Annotated in this window: 15 protein-coding genes and 1 tRNA gene; 14 read left to right on the forward strand and 2 right to left on the reverse strand. The window is 27.0% G+C overall.

What is annotated here, in order from left to right; genetic code table 11:
- Genes EXC62_RS05380 through EXC62_RS05410 form a run of 7 tightly spaced genes read left to right on the forward strand, consistent with a single transcriptional unit; the run spans position 1 to position 9,271 of the window.
- Complete coding sequence (locus tag EXC62_RS05380; RefSeq protein WP_026390000.1) at positions 1–885, forward strand: carbohydrate ABC transporter permease; 885 nt, start codon at positions 1–3, stop codon at positions 883–885.
- Positions 886–890: 5 nt separating this feature from the next.
- Positions 891–1,763: a carbohydrate ABC transporter permease gene (locus EXC62_RS05385; protein WP_026389999.1), complete on the forward strand. Its 873-nt coding sequence runs from the start codon at positions 891–893 to the stop codon at positions 1,761–1,763.
- A 1-nt stretch (position 1,764) separates the two neighbouring features.
- Positions 1,765–3,810: a YIP1 family protein gene (locus EXC62_RS05390; RefSeq protein ID WP_026389998.1), complete on the forward strand. Its 2,046-nt coding sequence runs from the start codon at positions 1,765–1,767 to the stop codon at positions 3,808–3,810.
- Positions 3,803–6,181 carry a DUF5696 domain-containing protein gene (locus EXC62_RS05395; RefSeq protein WP_026389997.1) on the forward strand — a complete coding sequence of 793 codons (2,379 nt, stop codon included), beginning with the start codon at positions 3,803–3,805 and terminating at the stop codon, positions 6,179–6,181. Before EXC62_RS05390 ends, EXC62_RS05395 begins: the two co-directional genes overlap by 8 nt.
- On the forward strand, positions 6,181–7,221 hold the full coding sequence (locus EXC62_RS05400) for a carbohydrate ABC transporter permease (RefSeq protein ID WP_052589646.1): 1,041 nt from the start codon (positions 6,181–6,183) through the stop codon (positions 7,219–7,221). Before EXC62_RS05395 ends, EXC62_RS05400 begins: the two co-directional genes overlap by 1 nt.
- A gap of 3 nt (positions 7,222–7,224) precedes the next feature.
- The gene (locus EXC62_RS05405; RefSeq protein ID WP_026389995.1) at positions 7,225–8,148 is read left to right on the forward strand and encodes a carbohydrate ABC transporter permease; all 924 of its coding nucleotides are present in this window, start codon (positions 7,225–7,227) and stop codon (positions 8,146–8,148) included.
- A gap of 1 nt (position 8,149) precedes the next feature.
- A complete protein-coding gene (locus tag EXC62_RS05410) occupies positions 8,150–9,271 on the forward strand; it encodes a glycoside hydrolase family 16 protein (RefSeq protein ID WP_052589644.1) in 1,122 nt (373 codons plus the stop codon).
- A gap of 184 nt (positions 9,272–9,455) precedes the next feature.
- On the opposite strand, the gene EXC62_RS05415 is transcribed toward EXC62_RS05410, so the two are convergent.
- Positions 9,456–10,766, reverse strand: a complete 1,311-nt coding sequence (locus tag EXC62_RS05415) for an ISL3 family transposase (protein ID WP_129747472.1) — start codon at positions 10,764–10,766, stop codon at positions 9,456–9,458.
- A gap of 232 nt (positions 10,767–10,998) precedes the next feature.
- Positions 10,999–11,074 (reverse strand) — tRNA-Lys (locus tag EXC62_RS05420).
- A gap of 62 nt (positions 11,075–11,136) precedes the next feature.
- On the opposite strand from EXC62_RS05420, the gene EXC62_RS05425 reads away from it, so the two are divergent.
- The 7 genes from EXC62_RS05425 to EXC62_RS05455 all read left to right on the forward strand — a co-directional run bounded on the left by EXC62_RS05425 (position 11,137) and on the right by EXC62_RS05455 (position 17,306).
- On the forward strand, positions 11,137–11,625 hold the full coding sequence (locus EXC62_RS05425) for an NUDIX hydrolase (protein ID WP_026390806.1): 489 nt from the start codon (positions 11,137–11,139) through the stop codon (positions 11,623–11,625).
- Between the two features lie 15 nt (positions 11,626–11,640).
- The gene (locus tag EXC62_RS05430; RefSeq protein ID WP_026390807.1) at positions 11,641–13,179 is read left to right on the forward strand and encodes an ABC-F family ATP-binding cassette domain-containing protein; all 1,539 of its coding nucleotides are present in this window, start codon (positions 11,641–11,643) and stop codon (positions 13,177–13,179) included.
- A gap of 68 nt (positions 13,180–13,247) precedes the next feature.
- Positions 13,248–13,397, forward strand: coding sequence for a 50S ribosomal protein L33 (gene rpmG / locus EXC62_RS05435; protein ID WP_026390808.1), 150 nt, complete (start codon positions 13,248–13,250; stop codon positions 13,395–13,397).
- Between the two features lie 70 nt (positions 13,398–13,467).
- A complete protein-coding gene (locus tag EXC62_RS05440) occupies positions 13,468–14,364 on the forward strand; it encodes a TMEM164 family acyltransferase (RefSeq protein ID WP_026390809.1) in 897 nt (298 codons plus the stop codon).
- 95 nt (positions 14,365–14,459) lie between these two features.
- Complete coding sequence (locus EXC62_RS05445) at positions 14,460–14,909, forward strand: LytTR family DNA-binding domain-containing protein (RefSeq protein WP_026390810.1); 450 nt, start codon at positions 14,460–14,462, stop codon at positions 14,907–14,909.
- A gap of 127 nt (positions 14,910–15,036) precedes the next feature.
- Entirely contained in the window at positions 15,037–15,702 is a 666-nt protein-coding gene (locus EXC62_RS05450; RefSeq protein ID WP_026390811.1) for a hypothetical protein, read from the forward strand.
- A gap of 50 nt (positions 15,703–15,752) precedes the next feature.
- On the forward strand, positions 15,753–17,306 hold the full coding sequence (locus EXC62_RS05455; protein ID WP_026390812.1) for an MBOAT family O-acyltransferase: 1,554 nt from the start codon (positions 15,753–15,755) through the stop codon (positions 17,304–17,306).
- Positions 17,307–17,311 lie beyond the last annotated feature (5 nt).

Raw genomic sequence — 17,311 nt, forward strand, 5'->3', positions numbered from 1 at the left:
ATGATTAAAAAAATGAATAGACCAGCTTGGTTTCTTGTTCCATATTGGACATTGTTTGCAATATTTATTGTTCTACCAGTACTAGCAGCAGTAGTATTATCATTTACATACTTTAATGCTATTCAAACGCCTAAATTTGTCGGGATTACTAACTACATTGAGTTAGTAACAATTGACACAGTATTTATGCAATATGTTTTATCTAATACAATCAAATTCGCTTTAATTGTTGGACCTGTTGGTTATATATTATCGTTTGTTGTTGCATGGATGCTTGCACAAATATCGAAAGTACCAAGAACAATTTTAGCAATTATTTTATACTCACCATCTTTAACGATGGGGGTTGCTATGGCGTCAATGTGGAAAATTATTTTCTCTGGAGATTCAAAAGGCTATTTAAATGCCTTACTTATGAACTGGGGAGTCATATTAGAACCAATTCAATTTTTACAATCACCTCAATACTTAATGACGATTATGATTATAATCTCACTATGGAGTAGTATGGGAGTTGGATTTTTAGCGATGCTAGCAGGGGTTTTAAATATTGATCAAACACTTTATGAAGCAGCTTATATTGATGGAATAAGAAATAGAACTCAAGAGATTTTCTATATCACAATTCCATCAATGAAACCACAAATGTTATTTGGTGCAGTAATGGCAACAGTAACAACTTTCCAAGCGGGAGCAATTGGTGTTCAACTATCGGGATCCAATCCAACCCCTCAATATTCAGGACAACTAATCGTTAACCATATTGAAGACTTTGGATTTACAAGATATATGATGGGTTATGCAGCAACAATTAGTGTTGTCTTGTTATTACTTGTATATTTCTTATCAAAAGTAACGTTTAAATTATTAGGAGAAAAGGAGTAGATAAAATGTCATCATTTCAAGGTACTAAAATAAATCCAAGTAGATTTGATAAGAGTCAATTAAAGTTTTATCTATTTTTAATCCCTCTTTCAATTCTAATGTTATTACCAATATTATTTATATTTAATCAAGCTTTTAAACCACAATCAGAATTATTTGAGTATCCACCTAAGTTCTTCGTAAGAAAACCAACAATGGGAAACTTTAGTGAGTTTTTTAGAGTTATGAATGCAACTAGTGTTCCACTTTCAAGATATATTGCCAATACATTATTTGTAACAATAATTGGAGTATTTCTATCAATTGTGTTTTCAGCTTTATCAGCTTATGGATTATCAAAGTTAAAGTTTAAAGGTAAAAAACTTTTATTTGAAATAAACACAATCGCTTTAATGTTTGTTCCAATAGCCGTCCAAATACCAAGGTATTTAATCATTGCTAGAATGGGACTAATTGATAATTATTTAGTTCATATATTACCAATGATTGTTTTACCGGTTGCAATGTTTTTATTAAAACAGTTTATTGATCAAGTTCCAAATGATTTAATAGAATCTGCAAAAATTGATGGTGCATCAGAAATGGAAATATTTATAAAAGTAATATTACCTATAATATCACCTGCAATTGCAACAGTTGGTATTTTATCATTCCAACAAATTTGGAATGACGTAGTTTCATCAACTCTTTACATTAATGATGAAAGTAAACGAACATTAGCGTTTTTTATTCAAAGTTTAACATCAACACACAATACAGTTGCTGGACAAGGAATGGCAGCAGCTGCAAGTTTAATAATGTTCTTACCAAATTTCATTCTATTTGTTATTCTTCAAAGTAAGGTAATGAATACAATGGCGCATTCGGGGATTAAATAATATGAAGAAAAAAAGATTATTAATTGCAATCCTACTATTAATGATAAGTATTATATTTGTTAGTCCTACTAAAGTGGCAGCAAATGGTATTCCTTATACTACTTATACATATAGTAGTTCAACGAAAAGACTTATATGGACTCAAGATGCTTATGTTCCACTCTCGATTCAATATGAACTCGGTGGAATAGAACTTAGAGATCCACAAGATATAACAATTGATTCTAAAAATAACGTTTATATTGCTGATCAGGAACAAAAAATGATTATTAAATATAACGTTGAAACAAATGATAGTTTAAGAATTGGTGAAGGTGAGTTAGTAAAACCTACTGGTGTTCATGTTGGTCAAGATGAAAAAGTTTATATAGTCGATGTTGGAAGTAAAGAAGCATATCAATACACATTTGATGAGCCAACTCAAACCTATATTAGAACAATGACATATAAAAAACCTGTTAACACGCCATATTTTAGTGATACAGATGTTTTTGAACCAACAAAGGTTGTTACTGATCATGCAAATTTAGTATATTTAGTTTTAGCAGGTAATTTTAATGGTTTAGCTAAGTATAATGAGAATGGCGAATTTACGGGATTTTTTGGAGGTAATCAACTACCAAAAACTCTAGATAACATGATTAAGCAATTATTATTTGATGAAGAACAACGTCGTAATTGGTTTAAGATGATTCCTAAATCAGTCTATAATGTCGGCGTTGATCAATCAGGATTAATATTAACAACAACAAAAGATGAAATAGGATATAAAAAATTAAATATTGCTAATCAAGTATATAATGAATCCATATGGGGATTTGAAGATATTGAAGATGTTTTTGTTGGTCCAAATCATACGATTTTTACAATTTCAAAAACAGGTAGAATTGTTGAGTATACACCAGAAGGAGAAGTTTTATTTATCTTTAGTGGTAAAGATGAATTTGATCAAAAAGGATTATTTAAATCACCAACTGGAATTGCAGTAGATAGTAAAAATAATATATATGCTGTAGATAATCAAAGTAGATCACTACAAATCTTTATTCCAACTGAATTTGCAAACACAATTCATGAAGCAATTTTACTATATTATGATGGTAAATATTCGGAATCACTTGTTCCATGGCAAAAAGTTTTAAAAATGAATTCTTTATTTGATTTAGCAAATAAGGGAATTGGTGATGCATATTTTGCTCAAATGGAATATGAAAAAGCTATGGAATCATATATTATTTCAAGAGACCAACAAGGATATTCACAAGCATTTTGGGAAGTTAGAAATAAAGATTTACTTGCAAGTGGTCCCCTACTTGTTGGAGTATTACTTGGATTAATTGTTTTAGTTATTGCTAATCAGTTTTTAAAATTTGGTAAATATTTAAAATTACCATTTAAAAAACTTAATACATATTTGAAAAAGTATAAAGTTTATAATGAACTAGCATTTGGTTTCTATATTATTAAAAAACCAAGTGATGGTTTTTATGGAATTAAGCGCGAAAAGAAAAGTTCAAACCTTACAGCATTAATATATATATTATTGTTCTTTATTGCGTATATGTTTTGGAAATATAATACAAGTTTCTTATTTAATGACATTATTAAATCGGAAATAAATGTATTAAATGAAGTAATGTTCATATTCATACCATTAATACTTTGGTTAATAAGTAATTATTTAATTGGAAGTATTAGAGATGGAGAAGGTAAATTTAGTGATATTTTACAAGGTACTGCATATACCTTACTACCACTGATAATAACATTACCAATTTTAGCAGTAGTTTCAAACCTATTAACATATAATGAAGCATTTGTATATAATGTTTTAATGTATATAGGAATTGGTTTATCAGTTATTTATTTAGTTATTATGGTTAAAGAAATTCATTTCTATGATATGAAACCAACATTTAAAAATATTCTAATTACACTATTTACAGCAATTATGATTTTAATATTCATTGTTATAATATACATGTTGATGTCTGAAGTTATTGGATTGTTTGGTGATATCATTAAGGAGGTTAGAAATCGTGTCTAGAAAAATAAAAAGAAGTATAGTAGCAATTTTACTTGTTGTTTTTACATCAATTACAGTCAATGGAATGAGTAAGAAAAATGCTAGTATATTTAATACTTATGAAGATAATAATTCTAATTTTTCATATATTGAAGATAGTTTTTTAAGTAGTTCAAGATTTACACAATTGAATAAAGTAACAGAGGCTGAAAAAGAACAATACAATGAAAACTATAAAATTAGGTATGCAAATGAAAAACTTGATTTACTAGGATATGAACTAGCTCTTTCTAATGAGTCATATGATCTTTATTTTGAAAATGATTCGTACTCTATCGTTATTGTGAATAAGACAACTGGATTTGTATGGTCGTCTAGAGCAGAATTTCAAGAATATTCAGATGGAAATAATAATGCTAGACATTTAATGAATTCAGGTATTTGGATTGATTATGTTAAAACAAATACTCAAAATCTTAGACAAACGACAACTTCAATTTATAGTGCAGCAAAAGTTACATATTTAAATAATGAAGATGTACCAACAGAATTAAAACCATATGTAATAAAAAATGATTCATATGATAAAAATTTGATGGAAATAGAAAGTGAAATTAATACAAGTAATAAAACAATTACGAGTTTGATTAATTTTAAAGAATTAAAGATTTCTTTCAAAGTTAATCTAACATTAAGTGAAAATGGAATTAATGTTAATTTAGATAATAGCACTATTCTAGAAAATGATATAAATACTAAATTAACAAATATTTATATTTTTCCATATTTAGGATCAACTAGAGAAAACAAAGTTCCAGGATATTTTATGATTCCTGATGGAATAGGAGCTTTAGTTAGATTAAATAGACAATTTAACAAGGATTTTAATGCTAGATACTACGGAAATGATTTAGGATATAATGAAGGATATTTACCTGAATTATCACTTCCAATTTTTGGAATAGTTCACCTAGAAAATGAAAATGCCTTATATGCAAAGATAAATGAAGGTGCAGAAAACGTTGTTCTTCAAGGAAGATTTTGGGGAGCAAGTAGTAGATATTTTAGGTTAAATCCAAGATATATTGTTAGACAAGTTTATAAGACAATTATCGATAGAAAAGGTAATGGATATGATAGCCTATTAGATCAAAAGACAACAAGTAACCTAAATATTGATTATAAGTTTTTGACTGGCGAAGAAGCAAACTATGTAGGAATTGCTAAAGATTATCAAGAATTTTTAAATAGTATCAATGTTTTAACTAAAAGAGAATTGACAGGAAATGGAATTCCTTTAAATATCAATTATTTAATGAGTGATCGCGAAGATTCATTCTTAGGAACTAAGAAAGTTACAATGACAACAGTGAGTCAAGTTGAAGAAATTTATAATGAATTTAAAAATAATGGAATTACAAATCAACAAGTTAATCTACAAGGGTATTCAACTTCTGGAAATAGAGACCGAGCACCTTATAAAATAAGTGTTATTGAAAGTAAGAATAATTTTAAAAAACTTGCTGAATTAGTTAAAAATGATGATAATAATATTTATTTTGAAAACAATTATTTAGTATCAACTAATTATAATAATCGTATTTCATATAATCGTGATGTTGCAAGAAATGTTTCTCAAACAAGAATGGCATACGATAGATATGATTTAAACGATTCTTCGTATAAAAAGTACTATTTATATCCAGAACAATCGCTTCGTTTAGCTAAACAAGATGTAAAAAAAGTAAATGATTTATTAATATCTGGACTTACTATTGATGATGAAACAAATAACTTATATTCTACATATAAGAGTGGTAATTATATTGATCGAACAATGAACTTAGTAAATCAAAGACAAATATTTGAATTGTATGAAAATATGCAAATGCGTTTTCCTCATTTATATGCATTAGAATATGCTAAAACATTCTTAGATGTTCCAATAACAAATAGTCAATATGATTTTTATACTGATTTAATACCTTTAATACCATTAGTATTAAAAGGATATATTTCATACTTTACGCCAAATATTAACTATAATGCATTAGGAATAGAGCGACTATTAATGATGGTAGATTTTGCTATAAATCCAAGTTTTGTATTAACATATAGTCCAACCTATAAAATGAGATATACATTATCATATACAGATTATTCAACATCTTATAGTGATTATAAAGATGAAGTAATTGAAACATATAACTTTGTTAATGATGCACTTAAAAATGTTATTGGAGCTACTATCATTGAAAGAAATATTCTAGGACTTGGTATAGTTGAAGTTAAATATAGCAATAATGTCAAGATTTATATAAATTATACAAGTAAGAATTTTACTTATAATAATATTTCAATTCCTGCTAGCAATTATAAGGTGGTGCAATAATGAAAAAGATTAAAAGTTTTTTCGGTAAATTATTTAGTAATATTAGTGAATTTTATCGTTTAAAAGTATCACCAGTATTTCAAAAAATTGGTTATGCATTAACACATAACTTCATATTTAGAAAAGGTCATACACAAATATTATTATTTAATAAAATAAAGATTAAAATGACAAGAAAAAGAAGAGCAGCATTTTACGGTTTTATGTTTATTGGTTTATGGGTTATTGGATATTTAGTATTAACTTTATATCCAATGATCAATTCATTGATCTTAAGTTTCTCAAGAGCATTTTATAATGTTCAAACAGGGATCAAAAGTGAGTACATTGGAGCAGTTAACTATTTAAATATTTTTAGAAACCAAACATTATTACCGTTATATACAAACTATGTAACAAAATTAATTATTGCTGTTCCATTAATAATAGTTTTCTCGATGATTATTGCAATGTTAATTAATCAAAAAATTAAAGGGAAAGGAATTTGGAGAACAATCTTCTTTTTACCAGTAGTAATATCATCTGGACCAATCCTTAATGAACTTATAAATCAAGGTGCAACAACTCTTCCTTCATTTGAAGATAATCAAGCATTAAACTTTTTATTCAACAATGTGGGAGAATGGATTGCTAATCCAATTGAATTAATTCTTAATCAATTATTATTAGTTTTATGGTATGCAGGTGTTCCAATTCTAGTATTTCTTGCTGGATTGCAAAAAATCGATAAAAGTATTTATGAAGCATCATCAATTGATGGTGCATCACCATGGGATAACTTTTGGAAGATTACGTTGCCATCAATAAAACCATTCATATCAGTTAATATTATTTATGTTGTTGTTTCTATGTCAATGTTTTCAGAAGAAGGCGGAATTCTTGAATTAGCTAAAACTCATATGTTATCTGGTACTAGTGATTCAACATTATGGTTTGGTTATGGATTTTCAGCAGCAATGATGTGGCTATACTTTATATTGATGGTTTTAATAATTCTAATCTTTGTAGGATTATTATCAATTAGAAGAAGGGAACGATAAAACATGATAAAAAAAGATCATAAACAAAAATTTAAACGTGTTTTATTCGGTATGAACTTTGTTGATGGATTGTTCTATAAAACAATGATTTACATATTACTAATTAGTTTTAGCTATATTTATTTATATCCATTATTATATATGTTAACAAACTCATTTATGGGATCTGCTGATTTAGTAAATGATGGTGTTAAATGGATTCCTACAAAACTTAATTTTAGTAACTATAAACAAGCATGGCAAGTTTTAGATATTGCTAAAAGCTTTTTTGGAACAACAGGTTATGTCTTAAAGGTGAGTCTTTTATCAACCATATCTAGTGCATTAATTGGATATGGATTTGCTAGATTTGATTTTCCGTTTAAAAAATTGTTATTTATATTAATGCTTGCAACTTTTATACTACCAAATCAAGTAACAATGTCTTCTAATTTATTAATTTTAAGAAAACTAGGCTTAATTGGTAGTCAAAGTGCTATGACTTATCCAGCATTATTTGGACAAGGAATAAACTCAGCAATTTTCATTTTAATATTTTATCAATTCTTTAAAACTATTCCATCAGTTTTAATGGAATCAGCAGAAGTAGATGGTGCAGGAGAATTTAAAATATTTTATAAAATAGCAATTCCACTTGCAATACCATCAATTATAATAGTATTTTTATTCTCGTTCGTTTGGTATTGGAATGAAACATACTTAACAGGATTATATACTGGTACGCAACTAACACTTCCATTGAAATTAATGTCATTTAGATCAACATATGAAACATTATTCCCACCAGGAAGTGCAGGTGCAGCATTAAATGAAGGTGTTGTATTAGCTGGTAATATGCTTGTAATCCTTCCTCTTTTAGTACTATACTTCTTAGGTCAAAAGCATTTTACAGAAAGTATCGATAGAACCGGAATAACAGGTGAATAAAATGATAAAAAAAATATTATTAACAGTTATTATTGGATTGACAGGGTTTTTATTAGTTTCTTGTAGTAAGGAAAAAATGAAACCAGTGGAAGATAGTTTGGTTCCATATATAGATGATGAATGGGTTGCTGTTTGGGCTGATGAGTTTAATGGAACAGAACTTGATATGAACAAATGGACATATGAAATTGATGGCAATGGTGGAGGAAATAATGAACTTCAGTATTATACAAATAAAAATACATTGGTTAATAATGGAACTTTAAAGATTATTGCTAAGAAGGAAAATATTTCTGGAAGACAATATAGTTCATCAAGAATTGTTACTAAATATAAAGGTGATTTCAAATATGGAAGAATCGTTGCTAGCGCTAAAATGCCAAGCGGTAAGGGGACATGGCCAGCAATTTGGATGATGCCAACTAATAGTAAATATGGAGTATGGCCAAATAGTGGTGAAATTGATATTATGGAGTATGTAGGGTATGATCCTAATGTATTTCATACAAGTATTCATACTAAGAAGTATAATCACATGTTAGGCACTCAACAAACGTATAAAAAGAATGTAGCTAATGCAGAAACTGAGTTTCATACATTTGAAATTATTTGGGAACCAGGAAAAATTGAAAGTTTTGTTAATGGAGAAAAATACGGAACGTTTAAATATACCTCAGCATATAATCAAGAAGTAGAATCAAAAGATGCATTTCCTTTTGATCAAGAGTTCTTTCTAATCATGAATTTAGCGATTGGTGGTAGTTGGGGTGGTGCTCAAGGTGTTGATGACAATATTTTCCCAGCGACATTTGAAATCGATTATATTCGTGTTTATCAAAAGGATTATAACTATTATGATTCTGAAAAACCAAGTGATATTAAGAACTTAAGACAATCAACAAGATTACAAAATTCGATTTTTTGGAATGAAGCAACTGATGATATGGGTGTATCTTATTACAACATTTATGTTGATGGAATTCTTCATACAACATCAGAACTGTCACAAGTAGTTCTTAAAGACCTTGATAAAGGTCTAGAATATAGTATTGAAGTTGAAGCTGTTGACTTTGTTGGTAATAAATCAAGTAAAAGTGAACCTTTAAAGTTTACATTTAAATAATTAAGAAAAGATAGGAGAAAAACTCTTATCTTTTTTTGGCTCTTAGTAATATCGTGTGGTTTTATTGAAAACACCTATGTAATTAGGTGTGGCTAAGTAGCCTATGTAATATAATGTGGTATGTAATAAAGCGGAAGAATCTAAACCTGATTTCTTCCGCTTTTTCTATCCAATCTATTTTAATTTATTCGGGTATTTTAAGGGCTACATCTTTATTAATAGAATAAATGATTCTAGCTCTTAATCTCTTAAAACTTTTAATCCCATTACTAGTCTTAATAATAGTCTTTATTCTAGAATTAGTACCTTCAATTGGTCCATTAGATAATCTTCTATTAGAATCGGATTTAATAAAGGAATTAATAATCTCATTCTTCCAATTAGAAAGTAATTTACCAAAAGATCTAATATCTTCTAACCTGTGATTACGATATTTAGTAATTAAATCAGATAGTAATTCTTTAGCATTATCAAAATTAGAGTTTCTATTAAACTCACGATATTCTTCCTTGATTTTATAAACTTCAGTTAAATCATCATCAATGGATAAAAGAAAATCTTTAATAGAAGATTTATTAAGACTAATTCTAAACTTAGGAATAGAAATATAACCATTATAGATATTATCGTATTCTTTAGTAAAGAAATAATGAAACTTCTTTAACATATAATATTTATCATTCTTATAAGTTTTAAACTCAATATTACCAGCATATTTATTCATTACTTTAATACGATGCTTATTAACGATATCATTAATATGTTTAATAACATGAAAAGAATCAATAGCTATTAAAGCTTTAGGCATAACTTTAGATATAACGTCTTTATAAGGCTTCCACATATCAATAATAACTACTTTAACACTATCTAATTCAGTATGTTTAAGACTAGATAGATATTCTAATAGATATGATTTATGACGAGTTTTTAAAACATCAATTATTTTTTTTGTTTCAAAATCTAAGAATAGACAAGCATAAGGATGTTTAGTCCTTTTTGAAACATGAAATTCATCGATACATAAAAACTTAGGTAATATATTTCTATTTGGATCAACATAATCATCAAAAATATCAATAACAGTTTTAGTAGAAACATTAAAGATAGTAGAAGCACTAGTAAATGTATTAGAAGGATTCTTTAAGTGTTCTAAAATAGATAATTTAGTATAATGACTAATTCTATCTTTATTAATAGTAAAAGGGTTAGGTTCAAAGAAAGTTTTATTACAAAACTTACAAATGAACCTCCTATGTCTAAAAATAATGTTAACAGGATTACTATTAGAAATACTATGAGTGATAGTTTTAGTTTTATAACCATGTATTTTAGAATCTACAGAGTTACATACTGGACAATTGATCTTTTTGAGTGACAGAGTTAAATGAACATTGGTTATTGAATTTGAATTGGTAACATCTAGAATATCAAATTGAAAATCAAAAGAATCATTATGTTTTAAATTTAGAAATTTTATGATATCATCATACATGAAGGACCTCCTTTGTTAGATTTGGATAGTAACAATATCATAACATAAGAGGTCTTTTTTTAAATGATTAAAAGAACCTATGTAAAAAAGTGTGGTCACCACACTATATTACATAGCTATACGATGACCACACGATATTACTAATAACTCTTTTTTTGAATATGATGTTAATGTGTTAAAATATAAAAGTAAAAAAAAACAATCCAATAAAGGATTGTTGAGTAATTAAACTTGGTACGCCCTCACGGGATCGAACCGTGGACCCACAGATTAAGAGTCTGTTGCTCTGCCAGCTGAGCTAAGAGCGCATATTTCAAGCACATATTATGATAACACTAAAATAACAAAAAAACAAGAGGGAAATACAAAAATGGTAAATAAAAATTATAAATATACATTAGCCTTTATTAAGCGTGGTGATGAGGTTTTAATGCTAAATAGGAATAAATCTCCATGGATGGGATCTTGGAATGGTGTAGGTGGCAAAGAAGAGCCAAATGAATCAGCAATTGAGTGTATAAAAAGAGAAGTGTTTGAAGAAACAGAAATAAATATAAATGTTAATAATGTTTTTGATAAAGGTGTTGTAACATGGAATACATATGATAGTAATGGATTAGGATTACATGTTTACTTAATTATCGTTCCAATCGAATTTGAATATCATACACCAAAAGTAACAAGAGAAGGTATTTTGGATTGGAAGAAAATTAGTTGGATATCTGATTTTAATAATACTGGTGTAAGTAGTAATATTCCATATTTTATTAATGATATAATAAATGAAGAAATAAGGTATAATCATTATTGTGAGTTTGAAGGCAATGTTATAAAGAAAGTAACTAAAGAGAAGATTTAGTTTTGAGGTGTTAAGATGATTGATGGTAATAATATAACATTTTCATATAGTAGCGAATTAATATATAAAGATGCATCATTTAGACTTTTAAGAGGTGAACATGCGGTCTTAGTAGGCGAAAATGGAGCAGGGAAATCGACATTAATGAAAATGATTGCTAAAGTTCTTGTTCCTGATCAAGGAGAGATTAAGTGGCTACCAAATATTAAAGTTGGATATTTAGACCAATATATGAGTTTAAAAGAAACTGATTTAGTTGGAGATTATTTATATGATGTTTTTAAGGATTTATTTAAAAAAGAAGAAGATATGAATAAACTTTATGAAAGAATTTCAAATGAAAGTTTAAATGATTCAGAAATTGACAGGTTACTACATTATGCATCAAGCATTCAAGAGGAATTGATTGATAAAGATTTTTATTCAATGAAGTCACAGGTAAGTAATATTATTCATGGATTAGGTTTATCAATGGATGTTTTAGAAAAAGAAATCAAACATTTATCTAGTGGAATGCGTTCTAAGATTATTCTGGGTAAATTATTATTAGAGGAAAATGATGTTATTTTATTAGATGAACCAACAAACTTTTTGGATATTCAACATGTTGATTGGTTATCGAAGTTTTTAAGAGATTATCAAAAAGCATTTTTAGTTATTTCTCATAACGAAAGTTTTTTAAGAGAAATTGCTAATGTTGTTCTTGCTGTAGAAAATAGAACAATTAGTCGATATAAAGGCTCGTTTGATTTTTATTTGAAGGAACGTGAAGTACGTTTTGATCAACATCAAAAAGAATATGAAGCACAAAAAAGATTTATTAAAGAAACTGAAGATTTTATTAGTAAAAACATTGTTAGAGCATCAACAACTAAGCGTGCACAAAGCAGGAGAAAAATGCTTTCTAAACTAACAAAAATTGAAAAGTTTGATAATAAAGCTGAATATACTTTTAATTTCCCAATTAAACTACAAACAGGAAAAGAAGTTTTAGTTTTAAATGATTTAGAGATTGGCTACAATAATATTCCATTATTAGATAAACAAAACTTTGTTATAAGAAATCAAGATAAAGTTGTTATTACTGGTAAAAATGGAATTGGTAAATCAACACTGATTAATACAATTACCTCTAATATACCTAAAATATCTGGAGAATTTAAATGGGATAAAAATGTTAAAATTAGTTATTTAAAACAAGATGATTTCTATCAGACAGAAGATATTGCATTTGATGTTGTAAGAATAGGTTATCCCAATTTAAATAATACTGAAGTTCAAAGTTTACTAGCTACATATGGTATAACATATGAAATGTCTCATAGACCAGTTAAAACGTTATCTGGTGGTGAACAAACAAAAATTAAAATTGCCTTATTAAAAAATAATTTCGGTAATGTTTTAATTATGGATGAACCAACAAACCATTTAGATCATGCTGCAAAAGAAGCGTTAAAAACAGCATTAAATGAATATCAAGGAACACTGATTTTAGTTTCTCATGAGAAAGATTTTTATGAAGAAATATGTGATTATGAAATTAGTTTATTTTAAAAAGTATTTAGTATTGAAAAAGATGCTAACTTTTGATATACTATTAAAGAAGTTTGGAGGGATTAACAATGCGCGAATTAGTTAGATTAATTTGTACTGAATGCGGTGAAGAAAATTACTACACAGATAAAAACAAGTCAAAGACTCCCGGACGTATCGAAATGATGAAATATTGTCCAAGAGAAAGAAAACATACGTTACACCGTGAAAAACGATAAAAAAAAGATAGTTTCCAATTGAACATTAGATTGTTTACTGGAAACTTTATTTTTAATATGAGAGGTTAATATGGAAACACTAAAATTCTATTTATTATATGTACCGCTTGGAGTTATAGCAACAATACTATTAGTTAAATATTTAAAGAATAAAACAAATGAGCAAAGATATCGGTTTTTAATATACTTATCAATTGCTGCACTTCTTTTACATCTTATAAAACCATTCTTTTTTCCGTATAATACGGAAGTTTATTCTGAGAATGGAATATTAATTATTAGTAAACCAAGTATTTATCGAAAAATGACTTTTGAGAATATTTGTGCTGTATCAGCACTAGTTTATTTACCATTATTACTATTAAAGAAAAAAATACCATTAGATTATATTGCAACTATTGGATTAATTGGTGGGTTTGCAGCATTTATGTATCCAACAGAAGTAATTCTTGGAATGTTTGATAGTATGAAAGTAACATATAAATTAGGTTTATTCAGTTTTGATACAATGAGATTTTATATTGTCCATTATTTAATATTTATAATTCCATTTTTATTACTATATTATAAGTTACATACGTTTGAACTTAAAAGAGCAATCTTTTTACCAATTTCAATTTTAGTAATGTTAACAATGGTTTATGTCAATGAATTGATTTTAGACAAGTTTGGTTGGTTAGATGCTGTTCATGAGTATGCTGGAAGAGATATTTTCTTAGATAGTAATATTCGTAACTCATCGTTTGTTTTTGGTATTTCAGATGGATTTAAAAAGATTGGTATTATAATTGATATGCTTGTTCCTAAATTTATGAAAGAGCCTTATTATATACCTGTTTTATGGATTACTATACCTGCTTTTGTTTATGGACCTTTATTATATTTTGGTTTTGAATATGCAACAGATAGGAAAAAAGCTGTTTTAGAATTAAAAACTCTTTTTAAAAAGAGCGAAAACACAAAATAGTAACAAAATAAGATAATAATTTGACATTATCACCCAAATATATGATAATAGTTATACACTTTTGTTTCTAAATCTGATATTCGGGGTGATTTAGATTGAAAATTAAGATTTTACTTAATGATGAAAAAAAAGAATTGTATGAGAAAAAATTAATAGAAGCTGGTTTTATAATTTCAGAAGAAGCTACAGTTTTTTTAGTTGAAGAAGATTTTAAAACTAATTATTTAATTGTTAAAGATGAAGATAATTTCTATATGAAATTAAATAAAGATGATATTATCTGTTTTGAAAGTTTTGGACATAATATTATTTGCGAGATAATGGATAAAAAATATCGTGCAAAAGAAAAACTCTATCAATTAGAATCAATGTTTGATCAAACTGAATTTATTAGAATAAGTAATTCAGTAATTGTCAATATAAATTATATTGAGAAAATTATTCCATCAATAGGGATGAAATTTAAATTAAAACTAAAAAATGGGAAAACAGTTGAAGTAACTAGAAACTATTATTATAAATTTAAAGAAACAATTGGAATTTAAAAGACTACAGCAATGTAGTTTTTTTTTGTATTCTATGAATATAAAAGTGTAAAATACGAAGATGTTAAGAAAAAGAAATTACTTTGTACTATATTATAATAGGCTTTTATTGAAATGAGGTGTTAAATTGAAAAACTATGTTTTTATTGTTTTAGGAATAGTAATAGGAATTGTTGCTTTGTTATCAGTTATTTATTTTTATGTTTATCGTATTTTAATTAATAGACAGTTTAAATATAAAAGAAGATATCGATTAATGAGACCAATTCATGCTGTCTATCTCTTTTTTATTATTTTTAGTTTGTCAGGATTTTCATATATAGCTTTTAGTGGACCAAGTAATCTTTTTCAAAATAAAAGTTTAAACTATAAAATATACGATAAAGATGATGTTGCAGTTTCAGATATAATGAAATTATATAGCGAAAACATTCAAGAAAAATCAGTAATTCCAGGATACGAAATGGTCTATGAAGAATTTGAAGATCTATCAGTCTTAATATATGTTGAAGAGTCCGGTGATAATTTTGAATTCTTAAGCTTTCTAATATTCACAGAATACACTGCTGAGTCACATGGTGATAAAGTTCGAATTGAAATATTTTATGAAGAAAAAGAAAGCTATTTTAATGATGACGATGTAGTCAATGACTATAGTGATATTTTTATAATAAAAGGCTATATTAGTGAGGAATTAAATGCATATTTAGTTTATGGAATATATGAAGAAATTGATGGTCAATATCTTCAAGTTACTGAGATTGTTTTACCAATACAAATTAGATTTGAATAATAAAATATATAAGACAATCATTAATAAAAAATAATAGGTGGGGATTACAAATGAATGAAGTTTTATTAATATATGGTATTGTCCTTTTAATATCAGTAATTGCTTACTATTTGATACCTTTAAAGTATCGATATATAGTATTACTGGTTTTTAGTTTGGCATTTTCAATTATTGTGAGCAAAATATTAATTCTTTTTTTAATAGGAACAGCAACAACAATCTATCTAGGAGCCAGATTAATAAAGAAAAATATCGATACATATAAAGAAAAAGAAGAAATAACACAAGAAGAGAAGAATAGAGTCAAAAAGATTAATAAAAGGATTGTAACTATAGTTGTTATAGTTAATATATTTATTTTAGGTTTTTTAAAGTATTATTTATTTTTTAGAGGAAACTTTAATGGATTATTTTCAATCTTAGGAACTAGTTTTAGATTACCATATTTGAAACTTTTACTACCGATTGGAATATCGTTTTATACATTACAGGGGATTGGATATGTAGTAGACGTTTATAGAGAAAAATACGAAGCTCAAAAATCATTTTTAAAAGTGCTTTTATTTGTATCATTCTTTCCTTCAATATTAGAAGGACCGATAAGTAGATATGATCAAGTAAGTGATTCACTTTTTAATGGAAATAAAGCTAATTATCAAAGGATAATGTTAGGGTTACAAAGATTAATATGGGGATTATTTAAGAAATTAATTGTTGCCGATCGAGTATACCTTTTAGTTAAGACTGTTGGTGATAATCCAAGAGAATATAGTGGAATTGCGAGTTTATTGTTCATTATTGGTTATACAATTCAACTTTATGCAGATTTTTCAGGTTTTATGGATATTGCATTAGGTAGTGCAGAATTATTTGGAGTGAAATTACCTGAAAATTTCAAACAACCATTCTTTTCAAAATCAGTTCAGGAGTTTTGGAGAAGATGGCATATTACACTTGGTACTTGGCTAAAAGACTATGTTTTTTATCCAATAGCACTATCGCCAAAAATTAATAAATTAGCATCTAAGATTAGAAAGAAATGGAAAAACCATTTCACTAAAATGTTGCCAACTATTATAGCACTATTTGTTTTATGGATTTGTAATGGATTATGGCATGGTCCGGAATGGAAATATATATTTTATGGAATTTATTACTTCATCTTAATATTCTTAGGAATGATGATGGAACCAATATTTAGGAAGGTCCACAAGAAACTAAATATAAATACTAAGGCAATATGGTATAGAGTATTTCAAATTATTAGAACTTTAATTTTAGTTAACATTGGAATGACAATCTTTGGAGCGAAGAATCTTAATGATGCATTCTATATCTTAACTTCAGTATTTAAACCATATAATGGTTCAATATTTGCTTTAGGTTTAGATGGATATGAATTTGTAATTTTATTAATAGGTGTTGGTTTAATATTTATAATGAGTTATTTTAATGAAAAGAATATTAATTTGTTTAATGTGATTGCTTCAAAACCAATTTATTATCGATGGGTTATATATCAAGCAGTTATTATCTTTATGGTTATTTTTGGTGCGTACGGTGATGATTACGCTAAAGTACCATTTATTTATGCCGAGTTTTAGGAGGG

The sequence above is a fragment of the Haploplasma axanthum genome (genome assembly GCF_900660745.1).
Lineage (GTDB): Bacteria > Bacillota_I > Bacilli_A > Acholeplasmatales > Acholeplasmataceae > Haploplasma > Haploplasma axanthum.

Excerpts from the sequence above, each read along its gene's own strand:
- EXC62_RS05380 (WP_026390000.1), top strand. The coding sequence starts at position 1 with ATGATTAAAAAAATGAATAGACCAGCTTGGTTTCTTGTTCCATATTGG.
- EXC62_RS05385 (WP_026389999.1), top strand. The coding sequence starts at position 891 with ATGTCATCATTTCAAGGTACTAAAATAAATCCAAGTAGATTTGATAAG.
- EXC62_RS05390 (WP_026389998.1), top strand. The coding sequence starts at position 1,765 with ATGAAGAAAAAAAGATTATTAATTGCAATCCTACTATTAATGATAAGT.
- EXC62_RS05400 (WP_052589646.1), top strand. The coding sequence starts at position 6,181 with ATGAAAAAGATTAAAAGTTTTTTCGGTAAATTATTTAGTAATATTAGT.
- EXC62_RS05405 (WP_026389995.1), top strand. The coding sequence starts at position 7,225 with ATGATAAAAAAAGATCATAAACAAAAATTTAAACGTGTTTTATTCGGT.
- EXC62_RS05410 (WP_052589644.1), top strand. The coding sequence starts at position 8,150 with ATGATAAAAAAAATATTATTAACAGTTATTATTGGATTGACAGGGTTT.
- EXC62_RS05415 (WP_129747472.1), bottom strand. The coding sequence starts at position 10,766 with ATGTATGATGATATCATAAAATTTCTAAATTTAAAACATAATGATTCT.
- EXC62_RS05425 (WP_026390806.1), top strand. The coding sequence starts at position 11,137 with ATGGTAAATAAAAATTATAAATATACATTAGCCTTTATTAAGCGTGGT.
- EXC62_RS05430 (WP_026390807.1), top strand. The coding sequence starts at position 11,641 with ATGATTGATGGTAATAATATAACATTTTCATATAGTAGCGAATTAATA.
- rpmG (WP_026390808.1), top strand. The coding sequence starts at position 13,248 with ATGCGCGAATTAGTTAGATTAATTTGTACTGAATGCGGTGAAGAAAAT.
- EXC62_RS05440 (WP_026390809.1), top strand. The coding sequence starts at position 13,468 with ATGGAAACACTAAAATTCTATTTATTATATGTACCGCTTGGAGTTATA.
- EXC62_RS05455 (WP_026390812.1), top strand. The coding sequence starts at position 15,753 with ATGAATGAAGTTTTATTAATATATGGTATTGTCCTTTTAATATCAGTA.